We start from the raw sequence: 22,554 nt of genomic DNA, 5'->3' as shown, positions 1-22,554 counted from the left end.
GTCGGCTCGGCCGTTCGTGACGGCGTAGAGGACGGCCACCTGATCGGCGAAGGGCACGGGATCGTACTGGCCCTGCTTGAGCACCTCCTGCACGCGCAATCCCCGGTCCAGCTGGCGGCGCGTCGCGATATCGAGGTCGCTGCCAATCTGGGCGAACGCCGCCAGGTCACGGAAGGCGGCCATGTCGAGGCGCAGCTTGCCCGCCACCTGCTTCATCGCCTTGTACTGGGCGTCCCCGCCCACCCGGCTTACGGACAGCCCGGCGTTGACGGCCGGCCGAATCCCCGCGTAGAACAGCTCCGGCTCCAGGTAGATCTGGCCGTCGGTGATCGAGATCACGTTGGTCGGGATGTAGGCCGAAACGTCGCCGGCCTGGGTCTCGATGATCGGCAGAGCGGTCAGCGAGCCGGCGCCGAGGGCGTCGGAGACCTTGCAGGCACGCTCGAGGAGGCGGCTATGGAGGTAGAAGACGTCGCCCGGGTAAGCTTCACGCCCCGGCGGACGACGGAGGAGCAGAGAAAGCTGGCGGTAAGCAACGGCCTGCTTAGAGAGGTCATCATAGATGATCAGGGCGTGCTTGCCGCTGTCGCGGAAGAACTCGCCCATGGTGACGCCGGTGTAGGGGGCGATGAACTGCAGCGGAGCCGGCTCGGAAGCGGTAGCGGCGACGACGATGGTGTAATCCATGGCGCCGTGCTCTTTGAGCTTGGAGACGACCTGGGCAACCGTCGAGCGCTTCTGGCCGATAGCGACGTAGATGCAGACGACGTCGCCGCCCTTCTGGTTGATGATGGTGTCGATGGCGACGGCGGTCTTGCCGGTCTGACGGTCGCCGATGATCAGCTCGCGCTGGCCGCGCCCGATCGGAACCATGGCGTCGACGGCTTTGAGGCCGGTCTGCATCGGCTGATGAACAGACTTACGTGCCACGATGCCGGGGGCCTTCACTTCGACCTTACCGAAGGTCTTGGTGTTGATGGCGCCCAGGCCGTCGATCGGCTCGCCGATCGCGTTGACCACGCGGCCGATCAGTGCGTCGCCGACCGGAACCTCCACGATCCTGCCGGTCAGCTTGACCGTGTCGCCTTCCTTGATCTCGCTGAACTCGCCGAGGATCGCCGCGCCGACGTTGTCTTCCTCGAGGTTGAGGACCATGCCGGTGACGCCGCCGGGGAACTCGAGGAGCTCGCCTGCCATTGCCTTGTCAAGACCGTGGATACGGGCAATACCGTCACCGATGGAGATGATGGTGCCGGTTTCGGCTACCTCCACCTCTTTGCCGTACTCCTTGATCTGCTTCCTGATAATCTCGCTGATTTCTTCCGCTTTGATTTCCATAGAACCGTCTCACCCCTTCTGTAATGTATCTTGAATTCTGGCTAACTGTGTCCTTACGCTTCCGTCAAAAACCTTGTCGCCGATCTTGGTGACCACACCACCGATGAGGGAGGGGTCCACTTCCACTTTCAGCTCCACTTTCTTGCCGGTCGACTTTTCGAGCGCCGCCCGGATGTCATTGATCTGTCCCGCTTCCAGCGGCTGCCCCGAGGTCAGGGTCGGCCGGATGACACCGGAGAGCTGGTCAGCGAAGGTGCTGTAGCTCACGGCGATTTCCGGCAGCACCGAGAGGCGGCCGCGCTCCAGGAGGAGCATCAGGAGGTTGGAGACGTACGGGGAGACCTTGAGCTTCCCGATCAGCTCCTTGAGGATCTCGCTCTTCGACTCGATCCCGTAGGCGGGATTGGCGAGCACCGCCGAAACTTCGGCGTTCCCGGAGAGGAGCGTGCTGAAGCTGGAGAGCTCACTGTTGAAGCTTTCCACGGTCCCGGCTTCCGAGCCAAGCTGCACGAGTGCCTTGGCGTAACGTTTGGCTATAGCGTTCGTACTCAATGTAGCGTCACCACCTTGGAGATATATTCGCCCACCAGCTTGTCCTGGTCGCCTTTTGCTATGTTCTTAACGATCTTCTGTTCGGCAATTTCCACGGCAAGCTTGGCAGCCTCGGCGCGCAGCTCGCTCTTCGCCTTGAGGACCTCCTGCTGGGCGGCAGTCTCGGCCTGGGCCTTGATCCTGGCGGCAGCCTCCTTGGCCTCGGCGATGATCCGCTCCTTCTCGAGCTCGCCTTCCTTCTTCATGTTGGCCGAGATCACTTCGATCTCGCTGTTGGCCTGCTCGAGGCGAACCGAGTACTCCTGGAACTTCTTCTCAGCCTGCTCCTTGGCCTGCACCGCTTCCTGCAGGGTCCGCTCGATGCCGGACCTGCGCGCGGCCAGCGAGCCTTTCACGTCCGCCTTCTTGATCCCCCATACGGCGATGAGGACCAGGGCGGCGAAGTCGATGCAGCGCCACATGAAGTCCTTCATCTGCGCGCCGGTGTCGACGTGGTGTGCGCCTTCGTGAGCCGCTTCCTGGGCGAAGCCCGCAGCGGCGAGCCCCAGGACGATGACGCCGAGGGCGACGGTGTATACGGCGGCAGCCGTCATGCGGTGGGTAGTGGTCTTTTTCATGCTACAGGCTCCTCCCGAGAACTTTTTCGCAGATATCGGCCGAAAGGGTCTCTGCGCTCTGCTTGAGGAGCTGCCTTGCGTCCTCGGCCTCTTTGGCGACCTTCGCCTTGATGGAGGCGAGGGTCTCGGAAGCCTCGTTGCGTGCCTTCTCCAGAATGGCGGCCTCCTGCTGCTGGGCCTCCTTCTTGAGGACACCACGCTCGTCGGCGGCGCCGGCGCGGATCTCGCGCATGCGGGCCTCGTAGGCTGCGAGCTTCTCCTGCACTTCCCTGTCGACAGCCGCGCTCTTTTCCTTTGCGCCGGAAATCTGGCCGGCCCGGTCGGCAAGTTGCTTCCTGATCGGCTTGTAGAGGAAGACGTTCAGGAGCAGCAGCAGGACCAGGAAGTTCACCAGCTGGAATACGAATGCCAAATCTAAATTGATCACCCAACCACCTCTTGTAAAACAGTTTTAAAACTGACTCTCAGTTGAACTTGACAGGGTAGCGCAAAACAGGTGATAGCTATCACATAACTCCTTACCCTGTCAAGCGATTAATCTAATTAAGCCTACAATTGTATACACGATGCAACCGGCGTTATGCCAGAACCGGGTTCTGGTTTTGAGAAAAGTCTCAGCCGTTCTACAGGTTCAGTATGTCGATGATACGGGCGAACTCTTTCAGATCGCCGAAGCTGATCTCCAACTTCCCGCCCCGCCCGGAGCGCCGGACCGCGACCTTGGTGCCGAAATGGCGCTGCATCCGCTCCACCAGGTCCCGCTGATCAGCGTCCTCCGTCTGCTTCTTGGCCTTGGGCGCCGGCACCGGAGCCTTCTTCCGCTTCACCAGCGCCTCCGCCTCGCGGACCGAAAGCCGGTTCTTCACGATCTCGTCCCGGGCGGCCTTCTGCTCCTCCGGGTCCTCCAGGGTCAGGAGCGCCCTGGCGTGGCCCATGGAGATCCGGTCCTCGGCCACGTCCCTCTTGATCTCGACCGGGAGCCGCAGAAGCCTCAGCGCGTTGGCGATGGTGGAGCGCTCCTTGCCCACCCTCTTGGCCAGCTCCTCCTGCGACAGGGAGAAGCGCTGCAGCAGAGCCTGGTATGCCTCCGCCTCCTCCACCGCGTTCAGGTCCTCGCGCTGGATGTTTTCGATCAGCGCCATCTCCAGGGCTGTTTCCTCGGATACGTCCTGGATCACCACCGGGACTTCGCGCAGGCCAGCCTTCTGGGCGGCCCGCCAGCGACGCTCACCGGCGATCAGCTCGTAGTGCCCCGCCTTCCTGAGCACCACCAGCGGCTGGATGATCCCCTTCTCTTTGATCGAGGCCGCCAGTTCCTCCAGCTTCTCGTTCACGAAGGTCTTACGGGGCTGCTCCTTGTTCGGGCGGATCTCCTCGATCGGGCAGGAGAAGTATTTCTTGCCATGATCCTCCACCACCGGGAGGAGGGCGCCCATACCCTTGCCAAGGCCCATTTTCTTAACCATGCGACACCTCCCGTCCGATCATCTCCTTGGCCAGCTCCATGTAGCTCGTCGCCCCCTTCGAGGTGATGTCGTACAGGCAGATCGGCTTGCCGTGCGAAGGCGCCTCGGAAAGCCTCACGTTCCGGGGGATGACCGCCTGGAAGGTCTCCTTCGGGAAATGTGCCCGGATCTCCTCCGCCACCTGCCGCGACAGGTTGTTCCTGGCGTCGTACATGGTGAGGAGTATCCCCTCGATGCTGAGGGAGCGGTTCAGCCCCTGCTGGATCAGGTTGATGGTCTTGAGGATCTGCGACAGACCCTCCATCGCGTAGAACTCGCACTGCAACGGGATCAGGACCGAGTTGGCGGCAGTCATGGCGTTGATGGTGAGAAGGCTCAAGGAAGGAGGGCAATCGATGAAGATGTAATCGTAGGAGCCGGAGAGGGTGCCGAGGAGATTCTTCAGCCTGCGCTCCCGGTCCGACATGCCGGCGAGTTCGAGCTCGGCCCCCGCCAGATCGGAGGTGGCAGGGAGGAGGTGCAGAAAAGGGAGTTCCGTCTGCTGGATGATAGGCGACGCAGGAGCGTCGTTGATCAAGGCATCATAGACGCTCTCTTCCAGTACATCCTTGTCCGCGCCTACGCCGCTGCCGGCATTCCCCTGGGGATCCATGTCCACCAGGAGCACCCGCCGTTCGGCGACCGCCAGCGATGCTGAGAGATTCACGGCCGTAGTAGTCTTGCCGACCCCACCCTTCTGATTCGCCACACAGATGATTTTTGCCATTGGTTTCTTCCGGTACCTGATGAAGTCTTAACTCGCCCCTCCCCTCGAGAGAGGGGCCAGGGGGTGAGGCAAGATGCCACTTCTGCGAAGCTGGCAGCTTTACCGCCCGCTCGTCGGGTTTTATCAGCATCGAGGGGAGATAACGGGGTGGTAAAAGGCGGGATCTACCTGCGGCAACTCCCCCTGATAATTGCAAAGCATGGAAAAGTACCATACTGCCGGCGGGATGAAAAGTTTTTTTCTCGAAGCTGAGGCGCCACTTTTGACTTTGGTCAAGGCCGGCCCACAGCGAGTGGACTACCATCAACGCGCTTCAGGAATCCAGATTTTTGCCGACAACGGAAGGAGCGCTCCGTATCCCTGCCGTTTCGGCCAACCGAGGAAAGACTATGAAAATGCTGTTACCGGCTATCGCCCTGCTCCTGCTCGCGCAGACCGCCCTCGCCTTCGAATGCAACGAGTGCCACAGCAAGAACCCCGCGATGGTGCGGATGCACCAGGCACTGAAGGGCAGATGGTGCTTCGACTGCCACAAGATGGGCGAGAAGCTGATGGGCAAAGGAGTCCCGAAGGACAAGGCCGCCCAGATCAAGCGCCGTGAGACCGAGCAGATCTGCTTCGAGTGCCACAAAAAGCCGTAACGAGAAGAGGGTGGGGTGCCATAACTTCCCGTTCTCCTTGCGTATCCCCCCTCATCCGGTATACTCGCTGGTATCATTAAATTCCGGAGGGGGCATGCGCCGCCTGACTGACCTCCCAATCAGCCTCAAGTTCTTCGGCCTCATGTCCCTCCTGCTGCTGGCCCTGTTGCTGGCCGCCGGCCTCTTCACCTACCACCGCCAAAAGACCTTCATCATCCGCTTCGCCATCGACAATGCCCGCACCTTCGCCAGTGAGCTGGTTCAGACCAGGGAATATATCTCGTCAGTGGTCACCACCGAGCCGGAGCACAACTACAGCCTGGTCCCCCAGGTGGTCGCGACCCAGGTCGCCAGAAGGGTGACGCACGGCACGAGCTTTTATGTGCGCCAGGTCTCGCTCCGCTACCGCAACCCGGAGAACCGTCCCGACCCGTACGAAGGAGCACAACTCGAGAAGTTCAAGAGCAATCCCCCGGCACGTGAAGTCTATGACGTCGTGAAGACCAATGAAGGCGAAATCTTTCGCTACATGCAACCGATGCTGGCTACCGCCTCCTGCCTGCAATGCCACGGCGCCTTCGAATCGGCCCCGAACTTTGTCAAGAAACGCTTCCCGCAAGGGCATTATTCCTACAACTACCGGGTCGGCGATGTCATAGGCGCCGTATCCGTCAGCATCCCGCTGAAAGACCTCTATGCCCAGTTGGGCGCCAACTTCAAGCTGGACCTGTTGGGGAGGGGTGTCGTCTATCTCATCGTCGTCATCGTCATGGGCTGGATCATGAGCCGGGAGATCATCATCCCGGTGCGGATGCTTTCCGATAGCATCACCAGGGTGACCAGGACCGGGAACTTTCATGAAAAATTGCCACAGAAGACCCACGACGAGATTGGCAGCCTGATCGGCGCCTTCAACGACATGATGGAGGAACTGTCCCGCAGAACCGTGCAAACGCGGGAATCTGACCAAAGATACCGCCGCTTTATCGAGCTGGCGGCGTCGGCGGTGGTGACCTTTCTGAAAGATGGCAAGATCGTGATTGCCAACCAGAAGGCTGGAGCACTACTGGGGCAACCGAGGGAGTCGCTGCTGGGGGAATCGCTATTCTCCTATCTCGAGGAAGGAGCGACGCTGAGGGAAAGGCTGGCCTCGGCCACAGAGATGACAGAGGAAACCTCGATGCAGCGGGTGCGACGGCCTAGCGGGAAAGTGGTCGAGGTCGAGATGGTGATTTCCGCGTCCAAAACTGATCGGGAGCCGATGTACACGGCCATACTCAGGGAGCGCGGCGAGGCGTAAGCCCACAAATGCCTTTGCTGCCAATGGCTCTAATGTGTTACAGTGCGCCGCTGCGCCTCGCACACGACATATTCCCCGCCTTCCCTTTGAGAAAGGGGGGAAATAAAGAACGAGCTTTTCAAGGAGAAACATCAATGGGTAAAGAGCTGTATGTAGGCAGCCTGTCATATGAGACAACGGAGTATGATCTGGAGAAGCTTTTCTCCGTGTCCGGGAGAGTCACCTCCATTCACCTCATAAGTGATCTGAAGACGGGAAGATTCATGGGGTGCGGCTATGTCAGGATGTCCACTGAAGCCGAAGCGAAAGACGCCATTCAATCTCTCGATGGCGCCTTGCTGATCGACCGCAAGATCACCGTTTCGATGGCCAATCCGCAGAAACAGAAGAAGCAAGGCGGCTTCAAAGGGAAATCGGGCGGCGCCCCCAAGAGTGGCGCAAGCGCAGCGCGCTCATCTTCACCCAAGCCCGCCGCTGGAAAACCGGCTGGGGCCAAACCCGCCTCATCCAAGCCCGCCTCTTCCAAGCCGGCCTCCGCCAAAGCCGGGGGCACCAAGCCCGCCGGGTCCAAGGCTCGTCCGGGTACGACGAAAAAAGGGTAACCCTCCTCCCAAAGCTCCCCCTCCCCCCAGAGGGGAGGGAGACGTTCTCATGATACGCTCCCTCACCTAACCGCCTGCTTCCTTTCTTGATGGCATCCGTCTATACTACCCCTCATGATAGCTCTATCCATGGTAGATAACTTCCCCTCGTCCCCCGGCGTCTATCTCATGAAGACTGCGGAAGGCGGCATCTTATATGTCGGGAAGGCGCGGAACCTGAAAAAGCGCGTCCGCCAGTATGTCCTCGGCTCAGGTGACTCCCGCCTCCACATCCGCTTCATGGTGCAGTTGGTCGACTCGGTCGAGTACATCGTCACCGACACCGAGAAAGAGGCGCTGATCCTCGAGAACACGCTGATCAAGCAGCACCACCCGAAGTACAACATCAACCTGCGCGACGACAAGACCTATTTCTCGCTGCGCATGGACATGAAGGAGCAGTTTCCGCGCCTTTCATTGGTCCGGAAGGTCCCCTCCGACGGCGCCCGGTATTTCGGTCCCTACTCCTCCGCGACCTCGGCGAAGGAAGTACTTAAGCAGCTCTACAAGGTCTTCCCGCTGCGCCACTATCCGCTCGCCACCTGCATGGCGCGCAAGCGCCCTTGCCTCTACTACCAGATCAAGCAGTGCTCCGCCCCCTGCTGCGGGCTGATCTCGGCCACCGATTACGCAGCGCTCGCCGAAGGCGCCGCCCTTTTCCTGGAAGGGAAGAACACCGAGATCTCCAGGATCTATCGGGCCCGGATGAACATGGCTTCGCAGGAGATGCGCTACGAGGACGCGGCGCGTTACCGGGACCTGTTGAAGGCGATAGAAGTGACCGTTGAGCGCCAGAAGATGGTGGCCAGGGGAGGCGACAGCGACGTGTTCGGCCTGTTCCGGAGCGGCGATGAGTTGCAGATCGCCCTGCTGCACATCCGGGGCGGCGCCCTCACCGGGAGCCGTGGGTTCCGATTCGATTGGGAGATGGAGACCGAGGAGGGGCTCGCCTCCTTCCTCAACGAGTTTTACGACATGGAAAACCCGATTCCGCCCCAGATCCTGCTCCCGCTCCCCATACCGGAGCCGGGCCCGCTCGAAGAGCTTTTGTCGGAGAAGGCGGGAAAGAAGGTGGCGATCTCGGTGCCGCAACGGGGACCGAAGCTCGAGATGGTGAAGCTCGCGGAGAAGAATGCCCAGACCGCGGTCGAGGAGCGGGTGGCCAAGGAAAGCTCCTCCGCGACCCTCTTGACCGAACTGGCGGAAAAGCTCCATCTCGCGGCGCCCCCGAAACGGATCGAGTGCTACGACATCTCCAACATCCAGGGGGAGATGGCCGTGGGAAGCCGCGTCGTCTTTGTCGATGGCAGGGCCGACAAGTCACTGTACCGGCGTTACCGCATCAAAGGAGTGCTGCAGTCGGACGACTTCGCCATGATGCGGGAGGTGCTGTCGCGACGTTTCCATCCCGACAGCCAGGAGGAGAAGCCGGACCTCATCGTGGTGGACGGCGGGATCGGGCAGCTGAACGTGCTGAACGCGGTGCTGGATGAGCTGTCCGTTGAGGGGGTCGAGGCGGCGGGGCTGGCCAAGAGCCGGGTGGCGAGGGAGATGGAGAGCGAGGAGATCAGGAAGAGCGACGAGCGCGTCTTCAGACCCGGGCGGAAGAATCCGATCTCGCTCAGGCAGAACTCGGCCCCGCTGCTGTTGCTGGTGCGGATCCGCGACGAGGCCCACAGGTTCGCCGTCACCTACCACAAGGCGGTCCGCAGCAAGGTGCTGACGACGTCGGAACTGGAGGGCGTGGAGGGAATCGGCGGCAAGAGGAAGAAGTCGCTGCTGGTGCGGTTCGGGAGCTTGAAGGCGATCAGGGAGGCGAGTCAGGAAGAGCTTGCGGCCACGACGGGGATGACCGAGAGCGCAGCCAAGGCGCTCTGGGAGCATTTGCATAAAGACCTGAAAGCATGACCACAGAGGACACCGAGGTCCCGCAGAGGACACAGAGGAAAACCAAAGAAACTTCAAAAATAAAAAGAGCAAAAACAATAAAAAAGGGGAAAACCAATTCTTTCCGACGATTACGCCGGGAGGTTTGGTTTTCCCCTCTTTTTTCCTCTGTGTCCTCTGAGTCCTCTGTGGTTAGGCTTTATCTCCCCTTCTTGAGGTCGAAAAGGATCAGCTTGGCGATGGCCTTCAGGGTCTCGAAGACCCCTTCGCCGGTGGTGGCGCAGGCCTCGAAATCGGGGACGTTGGTGGGGTTCAACTCCCGCCGGAGTTCCTCGACGCTCATCACGTTGGGGAGGTCGCGCTTGTTGTACTGGACCACGTACGGGATCTTGTCGAGATCGTAGCCCTGCTCGGTCAGGTTGATCCTCAGGTTCTCCACGCTCTCGATGTTGGCGTCCATCCGCTCCTCCTGGGAGTCGGCCACGAAGACCACGCCGTCGACCCCCTTCAGGATCAGCTTCCTGGAGGCATCGTAGAAGACCTGGCCCGGAACGGTGTAGAGGTGGAAGCGCGTCTTGAAGCCGCGGATCTCGCCCAGCGCCAGCGGCAGAAAGTCAAAGAAGAGGGTCCGCTCCGTCTCGGTAGCGAGGCTGATCATCTTCCCCTTCGCTTCCGGGGCGGTTTTTTGGTAAACGAACTGCAGGTTGGTCGTCTTGCCACAGAGGCCAGGGCCATAATAGACGATCTTGCAGTTTATCTCACGGGAAGCGTAGTTGATGAAGGACATCCGCATTACCTCTTATTTGATGAACTCCCCCCTTCCACGAAGGGGGTCAGGGGGGAATTGAATCCCCCTAAATCCCCCTGTCGAAGGGGGAATTTCAAAGTTTCTATCTAGCTGAACAGGTTGTCGATGTCGTCGTCGGTTATCTCGGCGAACGGGAACTCGCTGTCGCCGCTCTTCTCTTTTTCCTCGCTCTTCTGCATCAACCTGGCGAAGATGGTCCCGAGTTCATCCGATGCCTTCTTCACACGGAGGCGCACCAGTCCCAGCGAGGAACGGGTGTCGAAGAGCACCACCAGGATCACCCGCCCAGCCACGATCGAGATGTGCAGGTTGTCCTTCTCCCCCTCATGAAAGAGGATGGAAAACTCCTTCTCACCTATCAGCTTCGCCAAGCCACCCGTCGCTGCGATATTTCCGGCGGTCAGCGAAGCGAGCGACGTGGTGTCGAAGCGCTCGGTTTCGCCGCACCCGGTAATCAACTGACCGTTCTTGTCGACCAGAAAGATGACCTTGGCGTTCGCTTCCCTGAGGAGCTTTTCGATTACGACGTTTATCTGTTTGAATTCCTCATCGTACATGATCAACTGAGGATTCGACATGACAACTCCTTGAGCCAGGCTAAATTTTGACGCGATCCTATTCTATAACAGAACGACTGTAGCATTTCAAGGTATTTGCCGGGACGGCCCGGCGCTTATACTCGGGCGATGCCACGTGCCGCCTTCAGCAAGACGTCAACCCTGGCCGGATCTCCCGCCTCGCTGTAAAGCCTCAGCACAGGTTCGGTGCCGGAGGGGCGAATCAGGAGCCAGGAGCCGTCATCGAAGATATATTTGAAGCCGTCGCTGAAGTTGCAGGCAACCACGTCGAAACCGGCGATGTTGGCTATGCAGCCAGCCGAGAGGTCCTCCACGAGCCGCTGTTTCGAGGCCTGGTCGATGGGCAGGTCGATGCGGGAGTAGTGGAAGTGCCCGATCTCGTCCATGGTCTCCTCCAGCAGCGCCCAGAGGCCCTTTCCGCTCGTCGCCATGGCCTCCAGTAGCAGAAGGGCCATCAGTATCCCGTCACGCTCCGGAATGTGCCCCTTCACGCCGAGACCGCCCGACTCCTCCCCTCCCATCAGGATGTCATGCTCCAGCATCATCTCGCAGATGTGCTTGAAGCCGATGGGAGTTTCAAAGATCTCCAGGCCGTACTTCTCCGCCAACCGGTCGATCATCTGGGTCGTGGAAACCGTCTTCACCACGCCGCCACGCAGGCCCTTCTTCTCGTACAGGTGACGCAGCAGCACCGTGAAGATGCGATGTGAGGAGAAGAACTCGCCGCGTTCGTCGACGGCGCCGATGCGGTCGGCATCGCCGTCCAGCGCCAGCCCCACCTGGAACTCGCCCCGCCGCACGAGGGAAGAGAGTTCGGCGAGGTGCTCCCCGATCGGCTCAGGCGGGTGCCCACCGAAAGAGGGGTTCTCCAGGCAATGTATCTCGGTGATGCCGGGGACGAGACGCGAGAGGAAACCGCAGCCGGCGCCGTACATCGGATCGACCACAGCCTTGATGCCCGATTTCCGGATCAGCTCCAGGTCCACGTATTTGCCGAGCTGGGCAAGGTACGGCTCGGAAGCATCGAATCTCTGGACGATTCCTGACATGAGGGCGTCGACGAGGCTGACAGTGGTGACCGGGCGCGAATTGGCGATGTTGTCGGCGACCATCCGCTCCAGTACCTTGGTGGTCGTCGGCCTGGCCGATCCTCCGAAAGATTCCTTGACCTTGAAACCGTTGTAGCGGGGGGGGTTGTGGCTGGCTGTGATCATGACACCGGCGCCGGCGCCCTTTTCGTGAACAGCCCACGACACCGCAGGGGTCGGTGCGTACCCTTCCGAAAGCCAGGTCTGGATCTTGTTGCCGGCAGCTATGCAGGCCACGCATTCGGCGAACTCACGGGAGAGGAAGCGCCTGTCGTAACCGATCACCAGCCCTTTCCCGGCCACGCCTTCCTGGTGCAGATAATCCATGGTAGCCTGCGCCACCAGAGAGAGATTTTCAAAGGTAAAGGTATCGGCGATCACGCCTCGCCAGCCATCGGTACCGAATTGTATCTGCAAGTTAGCCACACCTCCCTCTGGTTTTATGGGGGGCATTTTCCATGCGGGAGGCTGATCTGTCAACCTTTTGTTGCCAATGGGAAGGGCGGGGTTGACCGCGACGCCGGATTGCCTTATAAATAACGAGGAAATAATTTTCTTTAAAGGGAGGGTTTTAACATGTTGAAAAGATTCATCGTCCTGCTGGTTCTGGGGCTATGCTTCGCCGGGAGCGCCTTCGGTGCCGGCTCCAACCCCGTCGCTGTGATCGAGACCAATCTCGGCACCGTCAAACTCGAGCTCTTCCAGAAAGAGGCGCCCCTCTCGGTGCAGAACTTCATCGACTACGCCAAGAGCGGCCACTACAACGGGACGATTTTCCATCGCGTCATTCCCGGCTTCATGATCCAGGGGGGCGGCCTGACCCAGGAGCTGATGCCCAAGCCGACCAAGGCCCCGATCAAGAACGAGGCGACCAACGGTCTCAAAAATGACCGCGGCACCGTCGCCATGGCACGCACCGGCGTGGTCGATTCCGCCACCTCCCAGTTCTTCATCAATCTGGTGAACAACGACTTCCTGAATCACAGGGGGACCAATCCGATGGCCTACGGTTACGCGGTCTTCGGGAAAGTCATTTCCGGAATGGAGATCGTCGACAAGATCGGCGCCACTCCGACCGGGAATGTGAAGGGATTTTCCGACGCCCCTTTGACGCCGGTGGTGATCAAGAGCGTGAAGATCCAGCAGTAAGGATCACGACCGCTGCGATGTCGTGGCAGTGGTGATAAGAGTGAAAAATGAGAGGGGCGCCGCGAGGCGCCCCTTTTTTGTTACCTTTTCCTCCTCGTGGAAAGGAGCATCAGGTTACCGGCAGTGAACAGGAGGGCTCCCAGGAGAGCGGGGATGGCCCCCGGCTCCCGGTGGACCTCCAAAAGCGCCATCGGCACCGGCGACAAGGCCACGTCTTTGAGGTAGATGCCGTACCCGTTGTGAAAGAGGGGGTGGTTCGGCTGAACCTCCGTCACCGTACCCCCCACCCTCAGATCGGCACGATAGGACGTCATCATCCCCATGGCGCCGACCTCACCGGAAATTTTTTCGACCCGCACCTTCTCCCCACCAGGAAAGCCGATGGTGCCCCCCTGGACGACCTGGATCTGATCCTTCATTCCCCCATAGGCGGAAAAGAGGTGGGCGACCACGATGAGCAGGAAGCCTCCGTGCATCAGGTGAGGGGCGATGCTTCTCCCCTTTTTCCTGAGGGCATCGATGCTGCAGACGGTGGCGTTCAGGCAGAGGATGGCGATGAGCGCCACCGCCAGCCAAAGCCACCATGAAAGGGAAACCGGGGCATGCCCCAGCCAGTAGAAGAGGGGGACCTCATTGAGGCCGGCGGACTCGGAGCTCCCGCTGGAGAACGAGCCGAGGGCCAGGGCGACCATGACCCCGGTGAGGAGCCAAAGGCCCAGGTTCAGCGAGGAAAGGCGAAGGTACAATTGCTTCAAGGTTTAACCCTCCGGATTACAGCCACTATCATCATTTCGTAGAAGCACAATCTGTCCGACAGGTCCGAGGCATCCGATTTTATCCTAAAGAGAAAGGGCCCTACGCCCGGCGCATGAGCCCTTTCTTGAAGCAGCATCTGTCTCGGTAAAATAAAGTCTCCAACTGACAGCCACGGCAAAACAACAAGTTACACCAGGCAGCCGGCACCAGTTGAAGAAATAAGTTTCCAACTGGTTGAGATCGCCGCATCGATGACACGAAAATAAAGTTTCCAACTGGCCCGAACCACCAGACATTGTACGTGACCTTGCTGGGGTTGCTGGGACCTGGAATGGATGTCACGGTAAAAATAGGACGGTTAAGTTAACCGCCATTTTTCGGAGTAAGCCTCCTGATATACAGGGTCTCCACAGAAACATCCAGGAACCTTCCTCCTATTCGCTGTCCATCGCCACGGTATCCCCTCAAGAATCTGATCCCATTGTACTAGCGGCTCCTTCTGACTAACACGTTGGAGTGCCGGGGCAGATCTTTTTACCAACTCTGCCGCCATGAAGACCCCTGCAAGAGCGGATTGATGCGCCAAGGGTACGGTTGCGACGTGGTCCAGTTCCGGAAGGTCTAGCCCAATGTGACCGCAAATCACCCCCGAGTAAATATCCTGGACCCGCTTACCGACCCACGCTCCCAACTTCCCTGGGCACCTGAGGTGTGTCTCAACCACGGCAATATCCTCTGTCGAAAGGGGCACCTCTTGGACCCAGAGCCTCCCCAAATGCTTGACCTCGAGTCCCAACGCTTTAGCAGCCATCTCCGTTTGACTCAGGCTGGGCTTGAGGGGATGGTAAAGACAACCGAGACAGGCGGCCTCATCGGAAAATCGGTGCCACGAAGAACCAAGCCCACTATCGCTGGTCCACCCATTAATCACCAACCGTGGGAGAAGTGCTTGAGCTACACGTCGGTCAGTCACGTTATCGACAGAAACACATATTGTAGGAAGGGTATCGATAGCTGGTAACTCCTCAGCAAAATCATCAAGACGCTTTTGCCAAGGCGTCACCGCGAGACCGCTCCCCGCCAACTCGGCTGCCGCAAGCGAAACCTTACTTTTCCCTGTATCACCATGGAGCGGAAGGACATAACGCTGCAGGTTGGAAAGATCCACCGCCTCCGGGTCCACGAGGTGAAGCCGACCCGTGATGCCAGCATGTCTTTTCCAGGCCCATATTGCTGGATTCCCGACCGCACCAATCCCAACAACGGCAACCGCCCCTATATCTACCGGGGGGAGGTTGTCAGTTAGTCCCGAATCGGCGCTAAAGTCGAGCAGAGACAGCGAAATATCCTCGAAGGCGGATATGTCCTTCTGGCGTACTACGATATCGAAAACACGCCATGCTGCCAAGGCCGCAGCGGCACCAGCGCTGTACGGATTTGCCGGACCACCTTGGACCAGCTTGGCGCTGATACCGGCAACCCAACCACTGGAACCAGCAGCGAAACCCCTTGCGGTTGTGACTTCGGTTCCGATGAAAACGGACACAGTGGGTTCAGCACTGCCGTCGTCTAAGATCTCAATGGCAGGATTTATTGACCGCGCGAGAGCGGCAAGTCCATTACGGACCTTCTCGGGCCCGCTAAGAGATAGAACAGGGTAGAGACGCGACAAAAGGTTTACCAGCAGTTCGGAAATCCACTTCTCATTACCGTCAGCATCACATGCATCACCTACAGCTACATTGACGACTCGCGTTGAGAGGATCATCTCCAGTTCGTCACGGTTAATCCCAGCATGAGCTCCAACAGCCATATAAGTTCTAAAGAAGAAAGGAGCGAGTGCCATTATTGTCCTTTCCCCCAGCCTAGAAAGAACGGTGGGGTTCCTTGAGGATTAACGACGAATGTTGGGCGCGCATTGAGGACGCAGGTCGTCCATATGGTGTCGAGAGTGGAGAAAAGGCTGCAGGCGGTGCGATACTGCATCCAGTCATCGCCCGTGTGTTCTGGGTGCTCGTGGTATTCTCTTATCCCCCGCATACATAGGAACGGCCGTGGATACAAAGGATGAGAGGGGAGGACAACGAGGCTGAGCGTTCCCGTTTGGTCAACGTGGTGACCATGATGGACCAGGATGGGCGGCAGTTGCTGCCAAGTCACTGGGTCACAGAAGATTACAGAAGGCGCGCGTTGGTCAAAATCATCCAGACCGACTCTTATGCCGAATGGTTTTGTGCTGTACGGCAGGGGCTGGTGAACTTGAATAGTCGCGTTCGGGTCTTGCGGCTGGGGAAACCCCGGGGGGAGTTGAGTCCCTGGAGGCAGAATCTGCACATGAAGCATAGGAAGGTTAGGGACAAAGACTACATCGACAAAAGGATACTCTGCCTTTTGAACGAAAATCCAACGGCTCGTCAGGGTTTTTTTCTGAGCAGAAAGTCTGGCAACCTCCTGCTCGAATTTTCGTTTTGAGACTCGCGAATCGACTCTCACGTTAGCACCCGCCAGCTCCGACAGCCAGCGTCAAAAGGAGGCGGACACCATCCTGCAGCCCCAGCTCCTCGATCTTTTTCTCGGGATCGAGGAGATCTCCTGGCTCGGTTGTGACCTGCCAGTCATCTGCGGGGCGGGCGGTATTGTCGCTCTGCTCAAGGGCCTTGTTCCGTGCTGCTTTGAGGGGCTCATGCACGTTAACCTCGACTGCGGACTCAACACCGTTGATAAGGAAAATAATGTTGATCTTATTCTGACCTTTCACAGCTGCCTCTCCTTTCATCTCATGAAAATAGCTTTTTTATGGCGTTGAAGATACCGCCCTGGCTGCTCGTCTCTTCCGCAACTTGATCACATACCACTAAGTCCCTCACGGCGCGCTTTGACAATTGGCCCCACTGCCCTCGTGACAGACGGTAGACGGCCCAACGGTCAAGGTTTATCGGTCCAAAGCCGAAATCAGGGATAACAAAGGACACCCCTCCTTCGACGGTGACGATGCAGTAACGATCATCGGCAGCTGAATGGTACGCCGACTGCGGGTGGCTGTGGACCTGAGCAATAAGGCGAAGCCCGTTTGCGGCCAGGAACCTGTTCAAGTCAACCAAGGTTTCAGATGTGATGAAGTATCCAACCCCGTCCTCGCTTCTTATCGAATTTTGAGGGGGGACCAAAGCCCTGTCGATATATGAGTTGACACCTTCGATACGGCCCAACCAGAGGACTAGACCCTCACAGCCGTGCTCGCCATAGGCGCGGACGGCTGTGAGGGTTTCCTCAATTACCGTATGAGGAACATGAATCTTAGCTACGTTCTTCATGTGAATCCCCAGGATGAAATCTGTGAAAAACTATCACCAAAAGCACATTAAAGCAATGCTAAAAAGGGGCAGCGCCGATGCGCTCAGAGGATAGGGGGAGGTAGATGCGATTTGCGGATATCCGGAGGCAGATGGACTGCTGCTGGAACACGTAGCATGACGGCAGCGTTGTAGCTAAGAATGCCTCCCTCTCCTCGGCAATGAAAAATCGAACGACCTTCAGTGTACCTTAAGCGGGTCCGCCACGGTGTGTCCGTCTTGCAGGTTTCTTCATTGACTTAGAGTGGAAGACGGATCGGGGGTGGCCATGAAATTAGCCAGTACTAGACAGACGACAACAGTGATCGCTGCAATATCTTTTTTAGCCTCAGCTACTTATCTTGCCGGGCCACGGTATAGCATTGCTTATTATTCCAGCCTCGACTCTATAATAGCGTCAGCTCAGATAGTGCTGGCTACAATTTACTTCGTGTTATACTGGAAAGGAAAGCTTTAGCTCTTATCGATAGCAGCTTTTAGTCCATGTAGATATTTCAACCCCCAATCAATTTGATGCTCATCAGCTTCTGTTTCAGGGGCAGCGTACTCCACTTTCAGCGTGGTGGGATCTATAATGGCATACGTCCTTCTGTCACGGCAGTTGCGATCGGTAATGGGGCAGGCGAGATCCAGAATGACGTTACCTTTAGCTGCCCAAAGGTGTGGACCAGTTTGTCCTGAAGTGATGATTCCAAAGACGATTATTGAACCAGGGGTGTTAAAGGATAATTTTGAGTTCACGATCCTGCAGTTACCTTGGCCACCGAAGGATGAAAAACCCCAACCGGTAACGTCACGATTCAGTTTGCCCTCGATCCACCCCCAAGCAAAAGGAAATGGCTCCTTTACGAGCTTGGGAACAACATGGCCGATGCCAAAGATGAAAACGATACCAAAAAAGAAAAAGAAAAATCCTTTTGCGACGCGAATCAAGCAATTGCTCCTTTTGTTGCCGCCGGTCGAAGAATGAGGGTATAAATGGTGGGGCACCTCTCGACTCGAGCCTAAAAGACGTGCTCAGTTCAAGCTTCGTGCATTCGCGTGGAAAGGTGGCTCAGTAACAGGCGCCAGTCGAGTTTCGGACTGTTAAAACTGCAAAGGGAGGCGGAATTCACCGTCTCCCTTTCTTGCATCCTATTGCTTGCCAGAACGTTTACTGAGGGGGGATTTCGGCTTCTGGGAAAAGGTCGAGCAGCGCTTTTTCCATTTTTTTATCATCGCGCAGCCTAACGATGTTCCATCCCATGTTGACGAGTGTCCCGTACAACTCCAGGCACTTTTGCGGATCCGTCCCGACATTATCCATTTCAAGCCTTCTTGCTTGAGTCGAAAGATCCTTGAAAGCAAGATGGGCCGTCAAGAAAATCTCTTCGTCAACACGGAGGCCCTTCTTGATCAGGTTGGCCGTGGTGTACATTCTGCCGATATCTTTGCCGAGCTCTATCCAAAGGAGCTTCAGACAGTCAATCGTGACCCTTACAAGATGATTATATGCCTTTTGAAGGTTCTCCTCTTTCTGCTTCTCGGGGCATTTAGGATCAATCACTCGAACCAAGTGTACTGCAATGTTTTCTACCTCGACTATCACCTGCGCAGGCTTGTCAGCCAAATACGCAACTAAGTCTGAATAGGCCGGCATATATGTAGTGGAGTAAAACTCCATGAATTCATCAATGGTCATCAATAAACACCCGGAAGTTATTGTAGGCTTTTGATCATTTCATCGGCAGCGTCGTCGTAATGGCGCAGTTCAAATACACCGCCAGTACACTTTACGACGTCATTCCCATACCTTTGTTCATTAAACGCTTTGGGTTCGCGTACCTTTTTTACCTCTTCCCAAATCTCAGCAGTCGTCTGAAATTCGGCCGGGCTTTTGCCAGTTATGTCCTTAAAAATCCTACCTAGCCTCATACGGCCCTCCTTGGGCTTCTCACGAAGTAAAAACGATTATCACAGATTTCACCTCTGTGCAACACTTGTTTACACGAAAAGGAGTATTTTTATGTTTTCCCCTGTCCATCAGCTGTGAGCGAGGCATCTCGGCGGGGACTGTCTGCTTCTTAAATCGAGGTCCCCCCAAGAGGTGCCGATCCTCAAGCCGGCCTTGCAAGTCTTAATCCGCTACAGCTTCGATATGCTTAAGAAAGCGTTCCCCGCTCCTCGCGGCATCTTCAAGGTCCTTGAAATCTTTGACCAATCGATCCTGCGAGTGCGCCAGCCGATTCCGAAGGTTTTCCAGCCGCTTCAAGAAATCGTCACCCTGCGTAAACGAGGTAAAACCGCAAAGCCGCTTGAACTCGTCATTTGCCAGAATCAGATGTCTCTTGTCACAAAATTGGAGGCACTGAGCAAGGTCTATGTCCTCATTCCGCCTGATACGCTCCTGCTGCAGTCGCTTTGTGGCACCTAACCTGTTTTCTGAAAGCACCTCAGCCCATGAGTCGTTTGGATAGAACTTCTTTATCAAGCGGAGCATGTGCATTTCAATCAAAGAAATCAACGAAAATAGCCACATGCGCATTGGTGCCTTTTGAAAATCTCCGCGCGTCACTATACCTGCAATATCACCGAAGGCTTCTACAAAAACATGTGATTCAGATTCTAATGCTGTTAAGGCGGCAAGCATTGATGACGAATTATGAAGAGCGGCTTTCTTATCGAATGGAATACAGAAGCCGCCAAGTAATCGATCATCTGTGAGATCACATTTTCTTGCAAAACCAAACATATAACCATTTTTCCGCACGCCTATTACGTCAAATTCTTTGGCTTGCATGAAGTTTTTAACAATATTTGTTACAGATGTTTCTTCAAATGAGGCAAGTGGCTCAGCAATGAAGCCGACTGTTATTGCATTCTCAAAAAGAAGTCTTAACTCACGATGTTGAGTTTTGATATGATTCATTTGTGTATTAGGCTATTGTTAGAAGTAACGGCGCATATACAGTATGTCATAGGGGCTGTAGGTACATCCCCCCCGTCAGCTACAAACAAAAAGCCACCCGAAAACTGTATTTGCGGGTGGCTTTTCTGTTTTGTTAAAAGGCCATTTTTCATTTCGTGCGATTCCGAAAGATGAGCCGTATTGCTGAAGATTTTAGAATTAATTACGCTTTAGCTTATTGCACAGGTTATGCTGGTGTGTCAACACTTCTTTGAAATCTCCAGTAAGATACTTCACTGGCACAAGACAGAATGGCCTAAATGACTTTCCATCTCGAGTGTGGCGAGTAGTACTGGAGCGCCTTTTTGGTGTCACGGCACTCTCTTTGGTCCATCTTCAGCTGCACTGCACCGACCCAGTATTTATCCAAGGGGGTCAGAGACCCATCCCGCAACAGGCTAATGCTAGCTTGGGACGGAATATTCAGCAAGGATGCTCCATGGGAGGTCTTCGATCATGATCCAGATATCTTCTAGAGTACGAACCGAGGCTTCCCACCCCGCCCAAGCCTCAAACACTCTGCTATGGGCCTGAAGTGGCCTGCGTAGTATCCCGGACTCCATCATTGTCCCTGCCAACTATCAGATCCAAGCGGCTCCACGGGCCACGTCCGTTCCGCAGTCTAGCAAATGTAAGATACGTTTAACAGAAAAAAGAAGCGCTCCCGATACGGGACTACTTGCGGTAGGCGGGCGTGAAACTGAAAGGAGACAGCTTTATACTGCCTCCTTTCAGTTGTTGCGTTCGGCGGGGCTACTCCAGGTGGAAACTTTATTTCCCAGTTGGAGACTTTATTCCACGAAGACAGAATCACGAATTCTCCGCCACCCTTTACTCGACGGTGACGCTCTTGGCAAGGTTCCTCGGCTGGTCCACGTCGGTCCCCTTGAGCACGGCGACATGGTAGGCCAGCAGCTGCAGGGGGATGGAGATGATGATCGGCGTTATCTCGTCGCCGTCGCCCGGGATCTCCAGCGCCACTTCGGCCTTGTCCCGCACCTCGGCGTCTCCCTCGGAGCAGACCGCGATGACCCTCCCGCCACGGGCGATGACCTCTTCCATGTTGGAACAGACCTTCTCATAGTTGGCGCCCTTAGGCACCAGCACCACCACGGGCATGTTCTCGTCGATCAAGGCGATAGGGCCGTGCTTCATCTCCCCGGCGGCGTACCCCTCGGCGTGGATGTAGGAGATCTCCTTGAGCTTCAGGGCACCCTCGAGGGCGATCGGGTAGTTCATGCCGCGCCCGAGGTAGAGGAAGTCGCGGGCCGCCAAGTAGTTCCTGGCGATCTTCTCCACCTGTTCGTTCAGCTTCAGGGTCTCCTCCATCAGGGCCGGCACCCGCACGATCGAGGAGATCAGGTTCCTCCCCTGCTCGCAGTCCATGGTGCCGCGGGAGCGCCCGAGACGGATGGTGAAGAGGTACAGCGCGATCAGCTGGGTGACGAAGGCCTTGGTCGATGCCACGCCGATCTCGGGGCCGGCGTGGGTGTAGATCACGCCGTCGGCCTCGCGGGCTATGGAGGAATCGACCACGTTGCAGATGGCCACGCATTTGCCGCCGCGTCTTCTGGACTCGCGCATGGCGGCCAGGGTGTCGGCTGTCTCGCCCGATTGGGAGATCAGCAGGACCAGGGTCTTGTCGTTGATCACCGGGTTGCGGTAGCGGAACTCGGAGGCGATATCAACTTCGACCGGCACCCGGCAGTGCTCCTCGATCAGGAACTTCCCTACCAGCGCCGCATGCCAGGAGGTCCCGCAGGCGATGATGCAGACGCGGTCGATGGCGTTCAGCTGCGCGTCGGTCATCTCCAGGTTTTCCAGGTAGACGTCGCCCTGTTCCTCGCGCAGCCGTCCGGCAATGGTGTCCCGGACGGCGCGGGGCTGCTCGAAGATCTCCTTCAGCATGAAGTGGCGATAGCCGCCCTTTTCCGCCATGTGAGGCGACCAGTCGATGTGGCGCGGGGTCTTCTCGATGGGCTCCCCCGCAATCGAGCTGAAGGAGACGCTCCCCTTCTTGAAGACGGCGACCTCGCCGTCCTCCAGGAAGATCATGGAGCGGGTGTGCGCGAGGATGGCGGGGATGTCGGAGGCGATGAAGAATTCCCCGTCGCCGAGACCGACGACCATCGGTGCTCCCAGCTTGGCAGCAATGAGGACGTCAGGCTCTTCCTCGCAGAGGATGCAGACGGCGTAGGCGCCTTCCAGGAGGGCCAGCGCCTCGCGCACCGCCGTCTCAAAGCTGCCGGTGACCTGGCGCCGGGACTCGATCAGGTGCGAGATCACTTCTGTGTCCGTCTCGCTCTTGAAGGTGTGCCCGGCTGCCTTCAACTGGTCGCGCAGCTGGAGATAGTTCTCGATGATGCCGTTATGCACCACCACCACGCTTCCGGCCTGGTGGGGGTGGGCGTTGATTTCGGAGGGCCTGCCGTGGGTGGCCCAGCGGGTATGGCCGATACCGAGGGTGCCGTCGATCGGATCGTCAGCCAGCAGGCGCTCGAGGTTGACGAGCTTCCCCTCGCTGCGCTTGATGCTGGCCTTACCGTCGGTTATGGTGCAGATGCCGGCGGAGTCGTAGCCACGATACTCGAGCTTCCTCAGTCCCTCGATGATGATGGAGGTGGCATCCCGCCCCCCGGTATATCCCACAATGCCGCACATATAAAA

General features: G+C 57.4%; 23 protein-coding genes. 5 read left to right on the top strand and 18 right to left on the bottom strand.

The genetic code is table 11. The features are described 5' to 3' along the window. The 6 genes from atpA to AC11W3_RS08815 form a co-directional block, all read right to left on the bottom strand. A partial coding sequence (gene atpA, locus AC11W3_RS08840) for a F0F1 ATP synthase subunit alpha (RefSeq protein ID WP_484092856.1) occupies positions 1 to 1,338 on the bottom strand: 1,338 nt, incomplete at its 3' end. 9 nt (positions 1,339 to 1,347) lie between these two features. Then, the gene (gene atpH / locus AC11W3_RS08835) at positions 1,348 to 1,890 is read right to left on the bottom strand and encodes an ATP synthase F1 subunit delta (protein WP_484089050.1); all 543 of its coding nucleotides are present in this window, start codon (positions 1,888 to 1,890) and stop codon (positions 1,348 to 1,350) included. Further along, positions 1,887 to 2,483, bottom strand: a complete 597-nt coding sequence (locus AC11W3_RS08830; protein ID WP_484089098.1) for a F0F1 ATP synthase subunit B family protein — start codon at positions 2,481 to 2,483, stop codon at positions 1,887 to 1,889. The genes atpH and AC11W3_RS08830 overlap by 4 nt, the downstream gene beginning before the upstream one ends. Positions 2,484 to 2,508: 25 nt before the next feature. Beyond that, complete coding sequence (locus AC11W3_RS08825) at positions 2,509 to 2,934, bottom strand: F0F1 ATP synthase subunit B family protein (RefSeq protein ID WP_484089051.1); 426 nt, start codon at positions 2,932 to 2,934, stop codon at positions 2,509 to 2,511. A gap of 196 nt (positions 2,935 to 3,130) precedes the next feature. Then, the gene (locus AC11W3_RS08820) at positions 3,131 to 3,973 is read right to left on the bottom strand and encodes a ParB/RepB/Spo0J family partition protein (protein WP_484089052.1); all 843 of its coding nucleotides are present in this window, start codon (positions 3,971 to 3,973) and stop codon (positions 3,131 to 3,133) included. Then, positions 3,966 to 4,739, bottom strand: a complete 774-nt coding sequence (locus AC11W3_RS08815; RefSeq protein ID WP_484089053.1) for a ParA family protein — start codon at positions 4,737 to 4,739, stop codon at positions 3,966 to 3,968. Before AC11W3_RS08815 ends, AC11W3_RS08820 begins: the two co-directional genes overlap by 8 nt. 389 nt (positions 4,740 to 5,128) lie before the next feature. On the opposite strand from AC11W3_RS08815, the gene AC11W3_RS08810 reads away from it, so the two are divergent. The 4 genes from AC11W3_RS08810 (at position 5,129) to uvrC (ending at position 9,229) form a co-directional block, all read left to right on the top strand. Next, entirely contained in the window at positions 5,129 to 5,380 is a 252-nt protein-coding gene (locus AC11W3_RS08810; protein WP_484089054.1) for a cytochrome c3 family protein, read from the top strand. 94 nt (positions 5,381 to 5,474) lie between these two features. Next, on the top strand, positions 5,475 to 6,680 hold the full coding sequence (locus tag AC11W3_RS08805; RefSeq protein ID WP_484089055.1) for a c-type heme family protein: 1,206 nt from the start codon (positions 5,475 to 5,477) through the stop codon (positions 6,678 to 6,680). Positions 6,681 to 6,814: 134 nt separating this feature from the next. Further along, positions 6,815 to 7,282: an RNA recognition motif domain-containing protein gene (locus AC11W3_RS08800; protein WP_484089056.1), complete on the top strand. Its 468-nt coding sequence runs from the start codon at positions 6,815 to 6,817 to the stop codon at positions 7,280 to 7,282. Positions 7,283 to 7,396: 114 nt separating this feature from the next. Continuing rightward, complete coding sequence (gene uvrC, locus AC11W3_RS08795; RefSeq protein ID WP_484089057.1) at positions 7,397 to 9,229, top strand: excinuclease ABC subunit UvrC; 1,833 nt, start codon at positions 7,397 to 7,399, stop codon at positions 9,227 to 9,229. A 178-nt stretch (positions 9,230 to 9,407) separates the two neighbouring features. Here uvrC and AC11W3_RS08790 read toward each other — a convergent pair whose 3' ends face one another. The 3 genes from AC11W3_RS08790 to AC11W3_RS08780 form a co-directional block, all read right to left on the bottom strand. Continuing rightward, a complete protein-coding gene (locus tag AC11W3_RS08790) occupies positions 9,408 to 9,995 on the bottom strand; it encodes a GTP-binding protein (RefSeq protein WP_484089058.1) in 588 nt (195 codons plus the stop codon). 107 nt (positions 9,996 to 10,102) lie between these two features. Next, positions 10,103 to 10,594, bottom strand: a complete 492-nt coding sequence (locus AC11W3_RS08785; protein WP_484089059.1) for a roadblock/LC7 domain-containing protein — start codon at positions 10,592 to 10,594, stop codon at positions 10,103 to 10,105. 95 nt (positions 10,595 to 10,689) lie between these two features. Beyond that, on the bottom strand, positions 10,690 to 12,099 hold the full coding sequence (locus AC11W3_RS08780) for a phosphoglucomutase/phosphomannomutase family protein (protein ID WP_484089060.1): 1,410 nt from the start codon (positions 12,097 to 12,099) through the stop codon (positions 10,690 to 10,692). 159 nt (positions 12,100 to 12,258) lie between these two features. Here AC11W3_RS08780 and AC11W3_RS08775 point away from each other — a divergent pair, with 159 nt between their 5' ends. Beyond that, complete coding sequence (locus tag AC11W3_RS08775) at positions 12,259 to 12,831, top strand: peptidylprolyl isomerase (RefSeq protein WP_484089061.1); 573 nt, start codon at positions 12,259 to 12,261, stop codon at positions 12,829 to 12,831. A gap of 80 nt (positions 12,832 to 12,911) precedes the next feature. On the opposite strand, the gene AC11W3_RS08770 is transcribed toward AC11W3_RS08775, so the two are convergent. From AC11W3_RS08770 to glmS, 9 genes are all read right to left on the bottom strand, one after another. Beyond that, the gene (locus AC11W3_RS08770; protein WP_484092855.1) at positions 12,912 to 13,586 is read right to left on the bottom strand and encodes a cytochrome c biogenesis ResB family protein; all 675 of its coding nucleotides are present in this window, start codon (positions 13,584 to 13,586) and stop codon (positions 12,912 to 12,914) included. A 359-nt stretch (positions 13,587 to 13,945) separates the two neighbouring features. Then, positions 13,946 to 15,433 (bottom strand): ThiF family adenylyltransferase, encoded by a 1,488-nt coding sequence (locus tag AC11W3_RS08765; RefSeq protein WP_484092854.1) that lies wholly within the window; start codon positions 15,431 to 15,433, stop codon positions 13,946 to 13,948. Further along, positions 15,433 to 15,930 carry a putative metal-binding protein gene (locus AC11W3_RS08760; protein WP_484092857.1) on the bottom strand — a complete coding sequence of 166 codons (498 nt, stop codon included), beginning with the start codon at positions 15,928 to 15,930 and terminating at the stop codon, positions 15,433 to 15,435. Before AC11W3_RS08760 ends, AC11W3_RS08765 begins: the two co-directional genes overlap by 1 nt. 151 nt (positions 15,931 to 16,081) lie before the next feature. Continuing rightward, positions 16,082 to 16,345: a DUF2604 domain-containing protein gene (locus AC11W3_RS08755; RefSeq protein WP_484092853.1), complete on the bottom strand. Its 264-nt coding sequence runs from the start codon at positions 16,343 to 16,345 to the stop codon at positions 16,082 to 16,084. 19 nt (positions 16,346 to 16,364) lie between these two features. Further along, the gene (locus AC11W3_RS08750; protein ID WP_484092852.1) at positions 16,365 to 16,901 is read right to left on the bottom strand and encodes a Mov34/MPN/PAD-1 family protein; all 537 of its coding nucleotides are present in this window, start codon (positions 16,899 to 16,901) and stop codon (positions 16,365 to 16,367) included. Positions 16,902 to 17,393: 492 nt separating this feature from the next. Then, positions 17,394 to 17,873: a hypothetical protein gene (locus tag AC11W3_RS08745; protein WP_484092851.1), complete on the bottom strand. Its 480-nt coding sequence runs from the start codon at positions 17,871 to 17,873 to the stop codon at positions 17,394 to 17,396. Positions 17,874 to 18,093: 220 nt separating this feature from the next. Next, on the bottom strand, positions 18,094 to 18,621 hold the full coding sequence (locus AC11W3_RS08740) for a hypothetical protein (RefSeq protein WP_484092850.1): 528 nt from the start codon (positions 18,619 to 18,621) through the stop codon (positions 18,094 to 18,096). A gap of 435 nt (positions 18,622 to 19,056) precedes the next feature. Beyond that, positions 19,057 to 19,848, bottom strand: a complete 792-nt coding sequence (locus AC11W3_RS08735) for a hypothetical protein (protein ID WP_484092849.1) — start codon at positions 19,846 to 19,848, stop codon at positions 19,057 to 19,059. A gap of 870 nt (positions 19,849 to 20,718) precedes the next feature. Next, the gene (gene glmS, locus AC11W3_RS08730) at positions 20,719 to 22,548 is read right to left on the bottom strand and encodes a glutamine--fructose-6-phosphate transaminase (isomerizing) (protein ID WP_484089063.1); all 1,830 of its coding nucleotides are present in this window, start codon (positions 22,546 to 22,548) and stop codon (positions 20,719 to 20,721) included. Positions 22,549 to 22,554 lie beyond the last annotated feature (6 nt).

Source organism: Geomonas sp. (assembly GCF_056994735.1).
Note: the sequence above shows the minus strand (reverse complement) of the source record. Positions and strands in the feature narration are given on the sequence as shown.

Coding starts and splice junctions, on each gene's coding strand:
- AC11W3_RS08785 (WP_484089059.1), bottom strand. CDS start 10,594: ATGTCGAATCCTCAGTTGATCATGTACGATGAGGAATTCAAACAGATA.
- AC11W3_RS08740 (WP_484092850.1), bottom strand. CDS start 18,621: ATGACCATTGATGAATTCATGGAGTTTTACTCCACTACATATATGCCG.
- AC11W3_RS08765 (WP_484092854.1), bottom strand. CDS start 15,433: ATGGCACTCGCTCCTTTCTTCTTTAGAACTTATATGGCTGTTGGAGCT.
- uvrC (WP_484089057.1), top strand. CDS start 7,397: ATGATAGCTCTATCCATGGTAGATAACTTCCCCTCGTCCCCCGGCGTC.
- AC11W3_RS08810 (WP_484089054.1), top strand. CDS start 5,129: ATGAAAATGCTGTTACCGGCTATCGCCCTGCTCCTGCTCGCGCAGACC.
- AC11W3_RS08830 (WP_484089098.1), bottom strand. CDS start 2,483: ATGACGGCTGCCGCCGTATACACCGTCGCCCTCGGCGTCATCGTCCTG.
- AC11W3_RS08805 (WP_484089055.1), top strand. CDS start 5,475: ATGCGCCGCCTGACTGACCTCCCAATCAGCCTCAAGTTCTTCGGCCTC.
- AC11W3_RS08800 (WP_484089056.1), top strand. CDS start 6,815: ATGGGTAAAGAGCTGTATGTAGGCAGCCTGTCATATGAGACAACGGAG.
- AC11W3_RS08750 (WP_484092852.1), bottom strand. CDS start 16,901: ATGAAGAACGTAGCTAAGATTCATGTTCCTCATACGGTAATTGAGGAA.
- AC11W3_RS08735 (WP_484092849.1), bottom strand. CDS start 19,848: ATGAATCATATCAAAACTCAACATCGTGAGTTAAGACTTCTTTTTGAG.
- glmS (WP_484089063.1), bottom strand. CDS start 22,548: ATGTGCGGCATTGTGGGATATACCGGGGGGCGGGATGCCACCTCCATC.
- AC11W3_RS08815 (WP_484089053.1), bottom strand. CDS start 4,739: ATGGCAAAAATCATCTGTGTGGCGAATCAGAAGGGTGGGGTCGGCAAG.
- AC11W3_RS08775 (WP_484089061.1), top strand. CDS start 12,259: ATGTTGAAAAGATTCATCGTCCTGCTGGTTCTGGGGCTATGCTTCGCC.
- AC11W3_RS08790 (WP_484089058.1), bottom strand. CDS start 9,995: ATGTCCTTCATCAACTACGCTTCCCGTGAGATAAACTGCAAGATCGTC.
- AC11W3_RS08820 (WP_484089052.1), bottom strand. CDS start 3,973: ATGGTTAAGAAAATGGGCCTTGGCAAGGGTATGGGCGCCCTCCTCCCG.
- AC11W3_RS08760 (WP_484092857.1), bottom strand. CDS start 15,930: ATGCTTCATGTGCAGATTCTGCCTCCAGGGACTCAACTCCCCCCGGGG.